The organism is Terriglobia bacterium (genome assembly GCA_035712365.1).
GTDB lineage: Bacteria > Acidobacteriota > Terriglobia > UBA7540 > UBA7540 > SCRD01.
Genome location: DASTAW010000032.1, coordinates 40,783 through 56,981, shown reverse-complemented (window position 1 = coordinate 56,981; position 16,199 = coordinate 40,783). Strand labels below are relative to the sequence as shown.

Here is a 16,199-nt window from a genome sequence, read left to right as displayed (position 1 = left end):
AGGGCTAAATTTGTCTCGACGTTCGGGCCTGGGGAATATTAGAATCGTCGTTTGGGCTCGCGAAAACAACTGAGACCGTCCGCCGGAATTCCTTCCCTGGCGCTTGTGTTGGCCGCTCTCATCCTGGCCACTTCCGCGTGCAGCCACAAAGCTACCCTTCCTGTTAAGAACCAGGTTGTCGTTCTCGGCTTCGACGGAATGTCGCCCGATCTTGCCGCCAAGTGGATGCAGGAAGGCAAGCTGCCGAACTTCGCGCGTCTGGCCCAGACCGGCACTTTCGCAAAGCTGGGAACCACCAACCCTCCGGAATCGCCCGTGGCCTGGGCGGCATTCGCGACAGGATTGAATCCGGGCGGGACCGGCATCTACGATTTTCTTGCGCGCGACCCTCAGACTTATCTTCCCCGGATCGGCCTGGTAGCCCAGGAAAAACCCAAATTCCTTTTTGGCCTGATTCCCATCAAGGGCCCCAAGGTCACCAACCAACGGCACGGGACTCCTTTCTATGAGGAGGCCGCCGATGCCGGTTACAAGACCACGGTGCTTAGGATGCCGCTCGAATTCCCGCCCACACCGGTGCCCGGCGGCAAGCTGATGGCGGGGCTGGGCGTTCCTGACATCCGCGGGACCTGGGGCACATTCTTCTACTTTGCTTCCAACCTGCCTGCGGAAGAGGCCGGCAGCACCGAATTCGGCGGGATGCTGGTCCGCCTGGAAATGAACGGCCGCAGCGCCAAAAGCGAAATCTCAGGACCGGTCGATCCCACAACCGATGAGTACAAGCGGATTTCAATCCCGGTGGAATTTCAGTTGTCGCCGGATGGCAAATCGGTCGCCATTCAACTGGACGGCCAGTCGGAAACAGTCGCCAGCGGCCACTGGAGCAATTGGTTCAGCGAAAAGTTTCCCATCAATATGTTTATGTCGGTCCGCGCCATCAGCCGGTTTTACGTTCTCGAGTCATCGCCCAATCTGCGGATCTACATGTCGCCGCTAAACATCGATCCGAAGGACCCCGCTCTGGCAGTCACTTATCCCGCCGGCTGGAGCAAGCAACTGGCCCAGAAGTGGGGAGACTTCAAGACGCTCGGCTGGTGGCACGACACCTGGGCGCTGAACGAGGAGCGCATCGACGAAGGCGTATTTCTCCAGGACCTGTTCCACACCATGGATAAGCTGACCAGGATGCTGCTGGACCAGCTCCAGAACAATCCTCCCAGCCTGATGGTGACCGTCTACACCAGCACGGATAGCGTCCAGCACATGTTCTGGCGGCTGACCGATCCCTCGAGCCCCCGCTACGATCCCGCGCTTGCAAAAAAATACGGAGACGCCATCCTGCAGGTGTACCAGGCGGCGGACAAAGTGGTGGGCGAAGTTGAGAAAAACATGAAGCCCGGCGCCACGCTGATTGTCGTTTCCGACCACGGTTTCCACGCCTTCAACTACGGCTTTAACACGAACACGTGGCTGGTGAAGAACGGCTACATGGTCCTCAAGAATCCCGAGGCACAGGATAACCAGTACAGCCTGGAAAACCTCTACAGCCACTCCAACTTCTTCCCCAACGTTGACTGGAGCCGGACCAAAGCCTACGCGCTCGGCCTGGGCCAGATCTATCTGAACATTTACGGGCGTGAGCGTTATGGCATCATCGAGCCCGGCCAGCAGGCCCGCCAGGTGGAAGAAGAAATCCGCGCCAGGCTTCTGGCGTTCCGCGACCCGCGCACCAACAAGCCCGTGCTTGAAGACGTTTCACTGGGCCATGAAATTGACCATGGGGCCTACGTCAATCAAGCGCCCGAACTTCAGCTCAATTTTTTGCCCGGTTATCGGACTTCCTGGGAAACCTCGCTGGGAGCCATCCCGCCCGACATTGTGGTTCCCAACACGCGCAAGTGGAGCGGCGACCATTGCGCCTCCGACCCAAAAGACACCCAGGCGGTACTCTTTATCAACCGCAAACTCGATTCCTCCGATCCCAGCCTCATGGACGTTGCGCCTACCGTCCTCAAGCTGCTCGGCGCGCATTCTTCCGAAAAGTTCGACGGCAAACCCTGGACGCTTTCACCCGCTGCAACGGCACAAGCTCAACGCTAACGGGTTGCTGAAACGACCCCTACGCCACGTCATCCTGAGCGAAGCGAAGGACCTGCTTTGTTGATTCTCAGTACAATCCGTAGATGATGGGCGGAGTTTACCCTGAGCCTCCTTCGCTTTGTTCAGGACAGGCTCTTCACTTCGTTCGGGGCCGTCGGCAATGGAAGGCGAACGGGCTCAGCATGACGGGTGGCCCGCTTATTGCGGCAGCAGGTGATAGCTGACAAAGGCTAGATTCAGGCTGTCGGGCGACCAGGATGCGACGTTGATGGTTCCCTGCCCGCCGAACAGGCGCGCCAGCGGCGTTATCTTACCGTCGCTCATCGACATCAGGCGCAGCATCACATTTTTGTTTTCGGGATGGCCGGTGACCTCGGTCGGGTAAGAAAGAAACACCATCCACTTTCCGTCCGGGGAAAAATGCGGAAACCAGTCGTTCGTGTTGTCGTTCGTCACGCGCTGTTGGCCTGTGCCGTCAGGATGCATGCGCCAGATCTGCTCTAGGCCCGAGCGGCTGGAGTTGAAGTAAATATACTTGCCGTCGGGAGAATATTCCGGGCCGTCGTTGTGGCCCGCGTCTTTGGTAAGCTGCACTTCTTCCCCGCCCGCCGCGGGAATCGTGTAGACATCAAACTTTCCGTCGCGCTCGCCGCAGAAAGCAATCGTTTTGCCGTCGGGCGACCATCCATGAAAATAGGATGGCGACTTACTGGTGACGCGTCGCGGCGTGCCGCCGGCCAGCGGAACGACGTAAATCAGCGACTCGTGCTCCGCCTGCGAGCTGTCGCTGATGGCCAGCGAGGCGCCGTCGGGCGAAATGCCATGATCGTTGTTGCAGCGCGTGGCGAACCCGGTATCCAGCGGCTCGGGCTCGCCGCCTTCTACGGGAATTCTTTCGAGCTGGCCATCGCGATTAAAGAGCAGCAGCTTGCCGTCGGGAGTCCAGTTGGGCGCTTCAATGCGGCCTTCGGTTGTGTAGACCTCGCGCCGGTCGCCAGAGTCGATGGAGACCGTTTCGAGCGTGCTGTAAATCGCCGCTTTCGCCGACGGCGCAGGCTGGGAGACTTCAAGATGAACATTTGAAAAGACCGCCGTTTCGATCCGGTCCTTGTCGTGCGAACAGACGCCGAGGCCCACGTAAAACGGCGCCTTCAGTTGGATCAATGGCGAGCCCGCGGCGAATCTCAGGTCGTCACCCTCGCCCAGGAACATGTAGAAGTAATCGCCGCGCTTTTCGATCCGCAGGCGAGCGGGCGCGTTGATATTGGCCTGCACTTCGTGCGTGGTGTCGCCTTTCTCCTCCCGCCACTGCAACGATGTGAGCCCCACGCCGTGCCGAGCAATGTCTGCATAGACGGAATCGGGCTCCAGACTCTGGCGGACCATCAGCACGGCCTTGCGGTGCTCGCTGCCTCCGGTTCCCTCAAACGCCATGTCCGCCGTCAACGTTACGTCGCCCGACGCTTTTTTCCAGACAAATTGGAAATCATCTTCTGAAAGCCACATATTGTTGCCGCTGCCGGAGATCGTATAGCTTTGGGCTGAGGCGTCGTACTTCACCGACCCGGAATGCAGGACAGTCCCCACGTCCTGATGATCTTCAAACAGGCCGAATTGCGATGCCAGGTTGTCAGATTGCGATCGCCCCGTAACGGCAGGCGCCAGAAAGCAACAGCAGATCACAGCCAGGAATCCAATCGTCGTCTTGCTTTTCATGATTCAGGACCTCGGCGCAGGATAGCAGCAAGTATCGCAGAGTTTTGCAGCTTTGGAAACTGCGGGATTGAACGTAGATTTCTTCAGGGGGGCGAGGTCTAAGCAAGCGCGGCTACGGCGCGTGAAAATCCATGGAGACAATATCCTGCGTGCCGGTGTCTTTTACGAGCAGAGGCGAATCGTCCGGGTTGAGCCCCACCCATCCGCCAAAGAGGCCGGGGGCCTGGCGGAAGTCCTTGAGGCTTACGATTTCTTCGACCTTTCGCGTGCTGACACGCACCCGGTAAATTGCCGGCTCGCCTTTCGCCGATGTCCCCCAGAAGTAGACGAACTGGCCGTCGTGCGACCACTCTTCCCATGTCTGCTGCGGCAACGAGGTCAGTTGGGTCCACTTTTGGCTGGAAAAATCAAAGATCACCATATTCTTATTATCAGGCGGAGTCGCCACCACGTACCGGCCATCAGGAGACCAGCGAGCCGAATAAAGACCTTCCGATCCAGGCAGCCTGGTCTGCTTTCCGCTTTTCAGATCCAGCTCAAAGACGGCGCTGGCAATTGCTTCACCCGTCTGAGGCTCGGTATTGAAAATGATCGAATTCCCCTCCGGCGACCACGTCACGTCGTTTTCATTGGTATTGCCCTGCGTCACTTGCCTCGGCGTACCTCCGCCAGCGGAGACGAGGTAGATTTTCGTGGTCTGGTTCGGAGATCCTCCCACGAAGGCAATCTCCTTGCCATCGGGCGACCAGCGAGGCAAGATGGCGGCCATTGGCGGAAATGTGAGCTGGAGCCGCTGGCTTCCATCGGTCCTGCTCCGCCATAAGTTTCCTTCGGGATAACTGACGTAGGTCACCCACTGTTTGTCGCGTGAGAAGTTTACGCAGCTAGCTGAAATGCCTGAAAGAAACGGCACAAAATGGCGGGACTTCGCGTCGTAACGGTCCAACTCGCCGCGAGCAAGCCCCGCCACCGTGTACAATTTCTTGCCGTCTTTTCCGGGCAGTGGCTCGCCATACGTAATGGCTCCAGACGTGAGCTGCATAGGTTCGTGGTTGACTTTACGCAGGAAGCTGCCGGTCTCGCGGATGGCCCAGATCTGGCCATCAGAGACGAAAATAAAGTACTTTCCCTCAGGCGTCCATTTGCCGCAACACCCGGCTGCGCCAGGATGCCAGCCAGGAAGTAGTTGGTGAAGATTTCCGCCATCGGCCGAGATCTGCCAGATTGAGCTGAGCTGGGTCTTGGGATCGTCAGCAGAAAACCGGATCTCGCTTCCATCGGGCGACCATGCAAGCGCGAACGCTGCGCCTTCGAGGGAAACAAGTCTGCGGGAATCCGTTCCGTCTCCACTGGCAAGGTAAAGGTCTTTCCCCTTCGCGTACACCAGCTTATTCTGGTCCGTGGACCATGCTGCATCATGGCCGAGTGCGTCGGCCAAGCGCCGCGGCGAGCCGCCGATAGCCGGAAGCGCCCAGAACGGGCCTTCCTGGCCAATAGGGCCTGAGTATACGCCTTGCATGTCTTCCAGCAACAAGTCGGATCCGATTGACGACACACCTAAGAGCCACATAGTTGGCAAGGGCAGAGGGATGGGCGCAACATCTCCTCCGCTCACCAGCACTTGAGCGACCGCATTCAGGCTGTTGGGGATTTGCTCCAGAAAATAAAGCCGCGAGCCATCGGTGCCCCTCAATCCTTTCGGAAGCCCGTCATGGGTAAGCTGGACAAAGTCTGAAACGCTGGGCGGCGGCAGGGGTGGCATCAGCCAGTAGACCAGGATTGCCGCGAGGACGACAACCGCTGCCAGCCCGCCGAAGAGAGACTTCCTGTGACGTTTGACAAGGGCCGCGACAACCTGTGAATCGGAACTAATCTGCTGAGTGCCGGAGGCGGCGGACTGCATCGGCGGCTTTGTGCCGCCATCTTCGGCGTCTGCGGCAGTCGTGGCACGGGCACTTTGCCCGTGCTCTTTGGAAGCACGGGCGGGAGCGCCCGTGCCACGGCCCGAGCCCGTGTCGCGCTTCAGACGCTTGAGGTCGGTTCGTATGTCGGAGGCGTGCTGGTAACGGAGATCGCGATCTTTTTCCAGGCACTTGGCGATGATCTCCTCAAGCTTCTCCGGGAGGTCCGGGTCGAGCCGAGTGACCGGCGCTGGGTCTTCGGCAAGAATCTTGTGGAAAATCACCGCCGTCGTTTCGCCGCTGAACGCTTGCCTGCCTGTGGCCATCTCATAGAGCACCGCGCCGAAGCTGAACAGGTCCGTGCGGGCGTCGAGCGCTTCGCCTCGCGCCTGCTCCGGGCTCATGTAAGCCACCGTGCCCACCGTCGCGCCGGGGCTGGTAAGATGCTCGCGGTCAAGGGTGGCGGTGGGAGCATCTGCGGGTGATCCCGGTAGGGGCGCCCCTTGTGGGCGCCCTTGGGCGGGCGCAAGGCCCGCCCCTACAGTCAATTTTGCCAAACCGAAATCGAGAACCTTCGCCTGGACCGTCCCGCCTCGCGGGATGACAAAAATATTGGCCGGTTTGATGTCGCGATGGATGATGCCTTTCTGATGCGCGGCGTCGAGCGCGTCGGCGATTTCGATGGCCAGGTCGAGCATCTGGTCAATCTGTAGGGGCGCCCCTTGTGGGCGCCCCTGGGCGGGCGCAAGGCTCGCCCCTACGGCCAACCGGTTCTTCAGCGTCTGGCCTTCCAGCAGCTCCATGGCGATGAACGGCTGGCCTTCGTGCTCGCCCACTTCGTAAATCGTGCAGATGTTGGGGTGGTTCAAAGCCGCCGCGGCGCGCGCCTCACGCTGGAAGCGTTCGAGGGCAGTGCGGTTGGAGGGTAGCGGCGGCTTTACGCCGCCATGTGGCGATCCCGCCCTAGCGGGATCGCCGCTACCTGTCGGTGGCAAGGTGAACTCGCCGCTACGTTCCGACGCCTCTAAGGGCAAAAACTTCAGCGCGACGAATCGCCCGAGCGTGGTGTCCTCGGCCTTATACACCACACCCATGCCTCCGCCGCCGAGCTTTTTAAGAATGCGATAGTGGGAAACGGTATTGCCTTGCACCCGCCGGGCCCTCAACCCAGAGTGCCTTCATCTTAAAAAGCGCAGGGCGGGAAGTCAATGGCACCTGGCAGGAACGGCAATTGCGCCGCTGTCACCATAGGAACAGTGGCGGGCGAAGCTAATCCGGCAGGCGAATGACCTGCCCGCTACTCAGTTGGTAGATGGCCTTGATAACGGAAAGCTTCCCGTCCGACACTTTCTGCTGAAGCAGCGCACTGTTGCGCAGGATGTCAGATGCGCTCTGGTGGACGTTAGCCCGCTCGGCCAGCCTGAGTAACTTGTCTCCGCTGGCTTTGCCCTTGACGCTGTCGAAAGCGGGGCGAATTCTGTCCACGATGGATTGTAAATTAGAGGACGGCAACTTCTTCCCCGCTGCCGCCGCCACTCCTCCGCAGTGCTCGTGGCCAAGTACCAGAAGGACCCTGGACTGCAAATACTCCGCCGCATACTCAATGCTGCCCAGGGCCACACAATCGGCCACGTTGCCCGCCGTCCGAATAACAAAAAGGTCGCCCAGATTCTTGTCGAAGATCAGGCTGGGGCATACCCGGCTGTCCGAACACGCCAGAACGATAACCCGCGGGTTCTGGTGATTGGCAAGTTCCGCTCGACGACGGGCGAGTTCCCTCGGCGCCTCTTTTCCTTCCCTGAAGCGCCGGTTGCCCTCCATGAGGTCAGTCCAGATTTCATCCGCGACGGCCTGAGGCTGGACGGGGTCTGAAGCAGAATTTGGGTGGGTTGGAGTCATCCTCAATCGTCTCCGGTATACGGCCCCGCAGGATGGCGACTGAACAAACATCCGGAGACGAAGCCGCAGGCAGCCCCCTCCGCACTGCCACAGGCCGAAGCTAATCGTACCTTTCGTAGCTGAGGGCCTTGGGGTCATACCCCATGGCTCGGAATTCCTGTGCCACGTCGTCAATCATCTTGCGCAGCCCGCAAAGATAGGCATGAAGACCCTTCTGCTCCGCCAGATAGCGGACAACGTGCTGCTGCACGTAGCCGGTGTGGCCAGTCCAGCCGGGTTCGGGGCGGCTGAGGGTGGGCACAAAATGGAAACGGGAATGCTCCCTGGCCAGCTTCTCAAATTCCTCACGGTAAAGGATGTCGCGCTCCTGGCGCATGCCAAAGATGAGCCATACCTCAGAACCGTGCGGGCGACTGTAGAGATCCTGAAGCATGGCCCGGATGGGCGCAATGCCGGTTCCCGTGGCGATGAAAGCCAGCACCGGATCAAGCGGCTGGCGCAGAGAAAAAAATCCGAACGGGCCGGAAAAACCGATCCTGTCACCTGGCTTCAGGTTGAACAGCCATGAGGAAACGCGCCCTTCCGGAAGCATGTTCAAGCAAAGGTCAAATCCGTTGTCGGAACGCGGCGCAGAAGCAATGGAATAGGGCCGCCGGACCTTTCGGCCGTCCAGTTCGATGTCGAGTGAGATAAACTGACCCGGGCGAAAGTCAAATCGATGTCCGTTCGAGATCTGAAACTGGAAATGCTTCGTCCTCTCGTTCGTGTACCTGACATCGCGCAGAAACGCTTCGTGGCGGGAATGGCTCACGGGCTGACCCTGACTCCTTCAGTAATGTCTCGGATCCTGCTAAGAACCAGCGACGCCATTTCGGAATGATCTTCAAGCGACCGGCCAACGAGGATTTCAAGGCCGGGATGCTTCTCCTTCTCCGCTGCCACAAGCCGCGGCAGGTCACGCCGCAGGTGGATGCCCAAAGTCAGAAAGTAGGGAACCACGACGATGCGATTAAAGCCCCCTGCGATGGCCTCGGCAATTGCTGGACCCAGTTCCGGCTGACCCGGACCCAGAAACGACGCCCGCACATGTGCGTAGCCGGCTTGCCTCTCAATCCTGCGGGCCAGTTCGCGAACTCCTTCGTTGGCCTCCTCTACCGCACTCCCATGGGCAAACAGGATGATGGCGGCGCTGCGGTCAGTCAGTTGTTTGGCTGAATCCATACTGAAAAGTCCATTTTAACCTAAAACTTCCGAATTGCGTAGCAGAATTGGCGCTTAATGGTACAGGCTGGCGGTAAGCTTCTGGGAAAAAGCGACTGGCCGTCCACGGCGAGGAGAACCGTGCTCAGTAGGATCCCCACGCCGCTTAAGCCGTTAGTCCTGAACAGATTTTGAGCCCTTTTCCGTTTTGGACGGACGGTGAAGAAAGGTTCTCCAAAATGAACCTCCGGGCTTGCCCTGCGCTGCCCTACTTTGAAAATGCATTCGATTGATGGAAGCGAGGCGCTGCTCAATATACTCTTTGTAGAACCTGATTCTGGCGCCAAAAAGGAAAGAGGAGAGCACAAACCCAACTGCCAGACCACACGCGAAACCCACAACTAGATTTGACCAATCCCTCATTCTGGCCTCACGCATTGTTGCGAAGCAGCACATTCATGGCGCAGGATTACTCGGCCCATGACGACCTTCGCGAACCTTGAAACAGCTTATCTGATGGCAATCTGGTTGAGAGACAGTCAATACTATAATGGTAAAAGAAGCGGAGTTCAAGCGGTCATAACAACCGGCTCGTGATCGTGAATTTTCCAGATCCGCGGCCTGGGTCGAGCCAGCTCGCAACTCTGCCACGTGTTCGGCAGTAACTGGACCAGCGCCTTCACCTGCGCAGAGAACTTGATCCAGCCTCCACAGGAGTAGAAGCCGGTTCCGAGCCTCGCATTCCTCTCAGTAAGTCAACTGAGTGGGAGAAAAGTATGAGGCGACCCTGCCGCCCAATCCAGCAAAGACAATTCAGACAAGTTCGATGCCGGGGAAGAAATAGGAAATCTCGAAGGCTGCGGTTTCCGGTGCGTCCGAGCCATGAACGGCGTTGTGCTCAATGTTCCGGGCATAGAGTTTACGGATGGTGCCCTCGTCTGCATTGGCGGGATTGGTGGCGCCCATCAATTTCCGCAGGCGCACGATGGCATCCTCGCCCTCGAGCACCATCGCCAGCGCCGGGCCCGAACTCATAAAGTCAGTCAGGCTTTCAAAAAATCCTTTGCCGCGATGCACGGCGTAAAAGCCTTCGGCCTCTTTCTTCGTCAAGGAGATCAGGCGGGCTGCCTTGATGGTAAGCTTGTTGGATTCGAAAACCCTGATGATGTCGCCGATGTGCCCCGCCGCCACGGCGTCGGGCTTGATAATGGTAAGCGTGCGTTCCAATTTTTGATTTCTCCCGATGCCACTCTTCTAGGCGCTCGCTTTGCCCTGAAGGGCGTGCGCCATTGTTTCGCCGATCAGCGCGGGGCTTTCCGCTACGCGAATGCCCGCCGCTTTGAAGGCCGCAATTTTGTCCGCAGCCGTACCTTTACCGCCGGAGATGATGGCTCCAGCATGGCCCATGCGGCGACCGGGTGGCGCGGTGCGGCCGGCGATAAATCCCACAACCGGTTTCTTGACGTTTGCTTTGATGAAGTCGGCTGCCAGCTCCTCGCCGGTGCCTCCAATCTCTCCAATAATGACGATGCCGTGCGTCTCTTTGTCCTCATTCATTAGTTCAAGGGCGTCGACGAAAGATGTCCCGATAATGGGATCGCCGCCGATACCTATACAGGTGGACTGTCCTATGCCGAGCGCGGTGAGCTGTCCGACGGCCTCGTAAGTCAAAGTTCCGCTGCGCGAAATCACGCCCACGTTCCCCGGCCGGTGTATCGAGCCGGGCATGATGCCGATCTTGCACTTGCCGGGCGAAATGATTCCGGGGCAGTTGGGGCCGATCAATCGCGTGCCGGTCCCAGCCAGGAAGCGCGTGACGGTAACCATGTCCAGTGTCGGAATGCCTTCAGTGATGGCAACCACAAGAGGAATGCCCGCGTCCGCTGCTTCCATGATGGCGTCGGCGGCAAACGGGGGAGGAACGAAAATCACCGAAGCATTGGCCCCTGTGGCGTCCTTCGCTTCGCGCACGGTGTTGAATACCGGAATGCCATCGACACTGGAGCCACCCTTGCCAGGCGTCATTCCAGCAACAACCTTGGTGCCGTAGGCGACAGCCTGCTGCGTGTGGAACGTGCCCTCGCGGCCAGTGATGCCCTGGACGAGAAGGCGCGTGTTTTCATTAACGAGAACGGACATGGGATTTACTCATTTTCTGATTGACAGATTGAATGATTGAACTTCGCTCATCGTTTCTTGGCCGTGTTTCGAGATGCGGCAAAAATCGCCAGCAGCTCGTTTGCCTCTCTTTCAATGTCTCTCAGCCGCTCCTGCGGAAATGTTTCCGATTCAGCAAGCAGCTCAATCCAAAAGGCGGTTTCATCAATTTCTTCAACCACTACCCCAAGCTTAGCAATAAATTCCGCTTTTGATCTTGCTCTACACACCGCCCGATAGTTCGCGGCAACGGAAGTACCTGACCGCAGAAGTTGTCTTCCCAGGATGCGCGCCTCTTCGTTTCGGGGCAGCTCGCGAACAAGCCTAACGATGGCGATGGCAAATCGTTTGCTGCGAACCTTTAACTCATCAGCTTTGTAGACTCCCGCCATTCCCGAAACCAAGCCAGGCACTAGAGCTAATCAACAGGTCAATCTAACAATGAGTCAATGAATCAATCATTCAATGATTCAATTACTTCTCGCTTGCGCCACCACCTTTTCTGCCGCGTCCTTCATGCCATTGGCCACGGTGAAACGCAGGCCAGATTCCTTCAGGATCTTCTGGCCGAGATCGACGTTGGTGCCTTCAAGACGGACCACCACTGGGACCTTGATGCCCAGGCTCTTCGCTGCAGCCACCACGCCGCTGGCCACGATGTCACAGCGCATGATGCCGCCGAATATGTTGATGAGCACTGCGCGAACGTTCGGATCGCCCAGAATGATTTCGAAGCCGCGGCGGACCTGCTCCTCATTGGCGCCGCCGCCCACATCCAGAAAGTTGGCCGGCTGGCCGCCAGCATACTGGATGATGTCCATGGTGGCCATGGCGAGCCCCGCGCCGTTCACCATGCACCCGACGTTGCCGTCGAGGCGGATGTAATTCAGGTTGTAATTCGAGGCCTTCACTTCCAGGGGATCTTCTTCATCCAGGTCGCGCAACTCGCGGAAGTCCTTGTGCCGAAACAGCGCGTTATCATCGAAATTCATCTTGGCATCGAGCGCCAGCAGGCGACCGTCGCGCGTCACCACAAAAGGGTTGATCTCCGCCAGCGAGGCATCGCTCGACTGAAAGGCCCGATAGAGCGCCGCAAAAAAGCGCACGGCTTCGTTCACGAGCGCGGTATCGATCCCCAGCCCGAAGGCGATCTTGCGCGCCTGAAACGGCTGAAGGCCGGTGGCGGGATTGACGAGTTCCTTCAAAATCTTCTCAGGATGCTCCGCAGCCACCACTTCGATCTCGACACCGCCTTCGCTCGAGGCCATAAAAACCGGAGCGGCGGACATACGGTCAATTACGAGTCCCAGGTAAAACTCGCGGGCGATGTCGAGGCCTTCCTCGATCAACAGCCGGCGCACGATGCGGCCCTCGGGCCCGGTTTGCGCGGTCACCAGCTTCTTGCCCAGGATCTCGCCGGCGATGGTTTCGGCTTCCGCCGCCGAGCGCGCCAGCTTGACACCGCCGGCCTTGCCTCTGCCTCCCGCGTGGATCTGCGCTTTCACCACCACCGTCCCGCCCAGACGCGTAGCAATTTCGCGGGCCTCTTCCGGCGTATAAGCAACGTCACCCTTGGGGACCGAAACTCCAAACCGCGTGAGTATCTGCTTGGCTTGATATTCGTGAATCTTCATAGCTGATCGATGCGGTAACCTGAATGTCGGAAGAATGGCACAGCCGGCAACTGCCCGAATCCGCGCGCCTGACTCCAAACTTCCGCTATAAAGTGGTGTTCCATCGTACAATAGAGTGACGTGATGTCCGCAGAATCTGCCAGTATAGGCAATGTGAAACCGAAAATCAAACAGTTGATTCGCCTGGTGGCGATTCAATCTGAGCTTTTTAGTATGCCGGGCCGTAACCTGCCGCGTGCCATCGTTGTGCGACCCGATGCGAACAATGCAGGCTGGCGCGATTCAGCGCGTGGGGGCAAGGTCCTTTCTAAACACCATGCAAATTCACGAAGCCGCTGAAAAACTGATGCGGGGCGAAAGCCTCGAACGCCAGGAAGCTCACGCCGTAATGGATGAGCTGCTTTCCGGACGCGCGCCGGACGAGCACATCGCGGCGCTGCTGCTCGCTCTGCGCGACAAGGGCGAAACCACAGCAGAGCTGGTAGGTTTTGCGGAAGTGATGCGCTCCCAGGCCAGGCAGGTGCTGGCGGACGCCGGAGTGCGCGTGGAGGACTTCGTCGATTCTCAGGCGCTGCTCGACACCTGCGGCACGGGCGGCGACAGACGAGGGACTGCAAACGTGTCAACCGCAACCGCGCTGGTGGTGGCCGGATGCGGCGTGCCGGTCGCCAAGCACGGCAACCGCTCCATTTCAAGCCGCTGCGGCAGCGCTGACGTGCTGGAAGCGATTGGGGTGGCAATCGATCTGCCACTCAGACATATTCCAGCCTGCCTTGACGAAGCAGGCATGGTGTTCCTTTTCGCGCCGCACCTTCATCTGGCCATGAAACACGTGATGGGCGCGAGAAGGAGCATCAAAGGCAAAACCATTTTCAATCTGCTCGGACCGGTTACCAATCCGCTGGAAGCCCGGCACCAGCTTACAGGCGTTTACCACGAGGCGCGGACGGAGATGATGGCCGAAGCGCTGGGGATGGTCGGGACACGCCGCGCGATCGTCGTCGCGGGTTCAGACGGCCTGGACGAGATCACCATCGCGGGGCCTACCAAGCTTTCGGAGTACAATTCCGGACGGATCGAAACCCGCCGCGTTCTGCCGGAAGATTTCGGGCTGCCTCGCGCTGCGGCCGAAACACTCGCCGGCGGCGATCCCGAACAGAACGCGAAGCTCCTGATTCAAATACTTGACGGCGAGAAAAATCCGCTGCGGGATTGCATCCTGGCCAATTCCGCTGCGGCGCTGGTGGCCGCGGGCAAGGCGCCCGATTTCCGCGAAGGCGTTGCCGCCGCAGCCGAGTCGATTGATTCCGGAGAAGCCAAGCGAACGCTTCGTGCTTTGGTGGAATTTACTGGCAAACACCGGCGTTAGCACAGGCCACGGTGCTTATATTCAGTTCCCTGCCGGATGCAGGTTGTCGTCAAAAAACCTTAACAGCTTTTTGAGGAGATAGAGCCGCGCCGAGTAAGCGCTGAAGCCGTGCTTCTCGCCGGGCTGTAGATAAAGCTGGTACGGCTTGCCGTCGCGTGCCAGGGCTGCGATGAAGTTAATCGTGTTCTGCAGGTGGACGTTGTCATCGTCCACGCCGTGCATCAGCAAAAGATTGGCCGTCAAATTCCCTGCCGCTTCAAGTGGTGACGATTCCCGGTATCCGTCAGGGTTCACCTCTGGAGTCCGCATGTACCGCTCGGTATAAATGCTGTCGTAGAACTTCCAGTCGGTGACAGGGCCGCCTGCCGCTCCGCACTTGAACACATCGGGCGCGTGCGTCAGGGTGTAGAGCGTCATGTAGCCGCCGTATGACCAACCCCAGATTCCCATGCGCGTGGAATCGACATATGGAAGCGACTTCAGGTAATTGATGCCCACCAGTTGGTCTTTGAGTTCCTGCCGCCCCAGATGCTCGAAAATAGTGCTCTCCCAGGCGTGGCCGCGTCCCCACGACCCTCGATTGTCCAGGATCCAAAGCAGGTAACCGTGCTCGGCAAAAAGCTGATCTTCAAGCGAAGTGACTCCCCAGAAATTCGTCACCATCTGCACTTCGGGGCCGCCGTAAACCTTTACAATCACCGGATACTTTTTGTGAGGATCAAAGTCCGGGGGTATGACCATGCGGGCGTAAAGTTCGGTCCCGCCAGGGGCTGCGAGCGTGACAAATTCGGTTCCGCCAAGGTTGTAATCGCCCAGGTGATTTGCAGGATTGTCGAGCATGGCAACCTCTTCACCATCCGATTTGTAGAGGCGGGTCATGGGCGGTGTTTGGAAATCGGAAAACGTGTCTACGTAAAAACGGCCGTCTGGCGAAAGATGGAAAACGTGAGTGCCGGACAGTTTTGAAATTCTTTCGAGACCAGTGCCATCGAGACGTACACGATAAATCTGCCGCTGGCGCGCGTCTGCTTGCGTCGAGAGAAAATAGACCCAGTCGGAACTGTCCGCCACCTGGAACATCGGAACGTCTGAAAATAGGGGGTGGTCAATCATCCAATCGCCGTTAGTGACCTTCGCCTGCAGCTTGCCGTCCGCATCGTAGAGATAGAGATGCATCCAGCCGTCGCGCTCGGAAAGCCACAAAAAGCGCCCGTCACTGAGAAATTCAGGAGGATTCAGCGAATTGATCCAGTACTTGTCATGCTCCTCCAGCAGAGTGCGGTCGGCCCCGGAAGCTACGTCCCACAGGTGCACTGTCTCGTCCGTCTGGTCGCGGTTCAGTGTAAGGAAGCAAACGGATTTTGAATCGGGCGTCCAGGCGACCCGTGGCGCAAAATACTCGACGGGAGAAGATGAACTTCCTGCGGTCCAGGTCCTGATCAGGCCGCCCTCAGCCGGAACGATGTGTAGCGATGCTACAGGGTTGGGGTCTCCAGCCTGGGGAAATCGCTGGATCTCGAGCTCAACGTGCCGGCCAAGAAAGTTGATGAGGGGATATCGCGGAACGTGCAGGTCATCGAGCTTGAGATAGGCAATCTCTTTGCCGTCAGGCGACCATTCGTACGAGCGTCCTGTAGCGCGGTCCGCCAGTTCCTCCTTGTAAACCCAGTCGAGCGTGCCGTTGTAAACCCATTCCGATCCGTCTCTGGTAAGTTGCGCCGTCTTACCGGTCTTCAGCGAAATCGCGTAGATGTTGTTCTGCCTGACAAAAGCAACGGCGTCACCAGCAGGTGAAAAGGTTGGTTCTTCTTCTTCCTCCGAGTTGTTCGTCAGCCGCTTCGCCTCGCCGCTCTGGACATCAAACACCCAGAGGTCGTTGGCGCCCTGGAACAGAATCTTGCTGCCGTCCTGCGACCACTGATAAGTGCCGGGGTCCGCGCTGGCCGGAAGCCCCAGGCGACGGGCTTTGCCGCTGGCGACATCATAGAGCCACAACCCTTCGCCGGAGTCGTCCCGCACGTAACTGACCTCGTCGTGGCCGGGCCGCCACATGATGCGCCTGATCGATGATGCGACAACCTGGTCTCCCTGCGTCACCAGCTCGGGAGTGAGAGACTTTTTGGCCGCCCGCGCGGGAAGGACCCCGACACACAATATTGCAATAAAAACCACAATGCTTATGAACCACGCTGCAGATGCTTCGAATCGTCGAGGCACACGGAC

The 16,199-nt window shown here is 58.5% G+C and carries 12 protein-coding genes; 2 read left to right on the top strand and 10 right to left on the bottom strand.

Annotated features, from left to right (window positions below):
• The first annotated feature begins 51 nt into the window (after positions 1-51).
• Entirely contained in the window at positions 52-2,100 is a 2,049-nt protein-coding gene (locus VFQ24_09410) for an alkaline phosphatase family protein (protein ID HET9178559.1), read from the top strand.
• Positions 2,101-2,298: 198 nt separating this feature from the next.
• On the opposite strand, the gene VFQ24_09405 is transcribed toward VFQ24_09410, so the two are convergent.
• The 9 genes from VFQ24_09405 to sucC form a co-directional block, all read right to left on the bottom strand.
• Entirely contained in the window at positions 2,299-3,816 is a 1,518-nt protein-coding gene (locus VFQ24_09405; GenBank protein ID HET9178558.1) for a hypothetical protein, read from the bottom strand.
• A 112-nt stretch (positions 3,817-3,928) separates the two neighbouring features.
• A complete protein-coding gene (locus VFQ24_09400; protein ID HET9178557.1) occupies positions 3,929-6,868 on the bottom strand; it encodes a protein kinase in 2,940 nt (979 codons plus the stop codon).
• A gap of 118 nt (positions 6,869-6,986) precedes the next feature.
• The gene (locus VFQ24_09395) at positions 6,987-7,616 is read right to left on the bottom strand and encodes a carbonic anhydrase (GenBank protein HET9178556.1); all 630 of its coding nucleotides are present in this window, start codon (positions 7,614-7,616) and stop codon (positions 6,987-6,989) included.
• Between the two features lie 100 nt (positions 7,617-7,716).
• Positions 7,717-8,427 (bottom strand): FAD-dependent oxidoreductase, encoded by a 711-nt coding sequence (locus tag VFQ24_09390; GenBank protein ID HET9178555.1) that lies wholly within the window; start codon positions 8,425-8,427, stop codon positions 7,717-7,719.
• Positions 8,424-8,837: a CbiX/SirB N-terminal domain-containing protein gene (locus tag VFQ24_09385; protein HET9178554.1), complete on the bottom strand. Its 414-nt coding sequence runs from the start codon at positions 8,835-8,837 to the stop codon at positions 8,424-8,426. The genes VFQ24_09390 and VFQ24_09385 overlap by 4 nt, the downstream gene beginning before the upstream one ends.
• 792 nt (positions 8,838-9,629) lie before the next feature.
• Positions 9,630-10,043, bottom strand: coding sequence for a nucleoside-diphosphate kinase (ndk, locus tag VFQ24_09380; protein ID HET9178553.1), 414 nt, complete (start codon positions 10,041-10,043; stop codon positions 9,630-9,632).
• Between the two features lie 27 nt (positions 10,044-10,070).
• Positions 10,071-10,955 (bottom strand): succinate--CoA ligase subunit alpha, encoded by an 885-nt coding sequence (sucD, locus tag VFQ24_09375; GenBank protein HET9178552.1) that lies wholly within the window; start codon positions 10,953-10,955, stop codon positions 10,071-10,073.
• A 47-nt stretch (positions 10,956-11,002) separates the two neighbouring features.
• Entirely contained in the window at positions 11,003-11,365 is a 363-nt protein-coding gene (locus tag VFQ24_09370) for a four helix bundle protein (GenBank protein ID HET9178551.1), read from the bottom strand.
• A gap of 78 nt (positions 11,366-11,443) precedes the next feature.
• Entirely contained in the window at positions 11,444-12,607 is a 1,164-nt protein-coding gene (sucC, locus tag VFQ24_09365) for an ADP-forming succinate--CoA ligase subunit beta (GenBank protein ID HET9178550.1), read from the bottom strand.
• Between the two features lie 256 nt (positions 12,608-12,863).
• On the opposite strand from sucC, the gene trpD reads away from it, so the two are divergent.
• A complete protein-coding gene (gene trpD / locus VFQ24_09360; protein ID HET9178549.1) occupies positions 12,864-13,976 on the top strand; it encodes an anthranilate phosphoribosyltransferase in 1,113 nt (370 codons plus the stop codon).
• A 21-nt stretch (positions 13,977-13,997) separates the two neighbouring features.
• On the opposite strand, the gene VFQ24_09355 is transcribed toward trpD, so the two are convergent.
• Positions 13,998-16,193, bottom strand: coding sequence for a DPP IV N-terminal domain-containing protein (locus VFQ24_09355; protein ID HET9178548.1), 2,196 nt, complete (start codon positions 16,191-16,193; stop codon positions 13,998-14,000).
• Between the last annotated feature and the right edge of the window lie 6 nt (positions 16,194-16,199).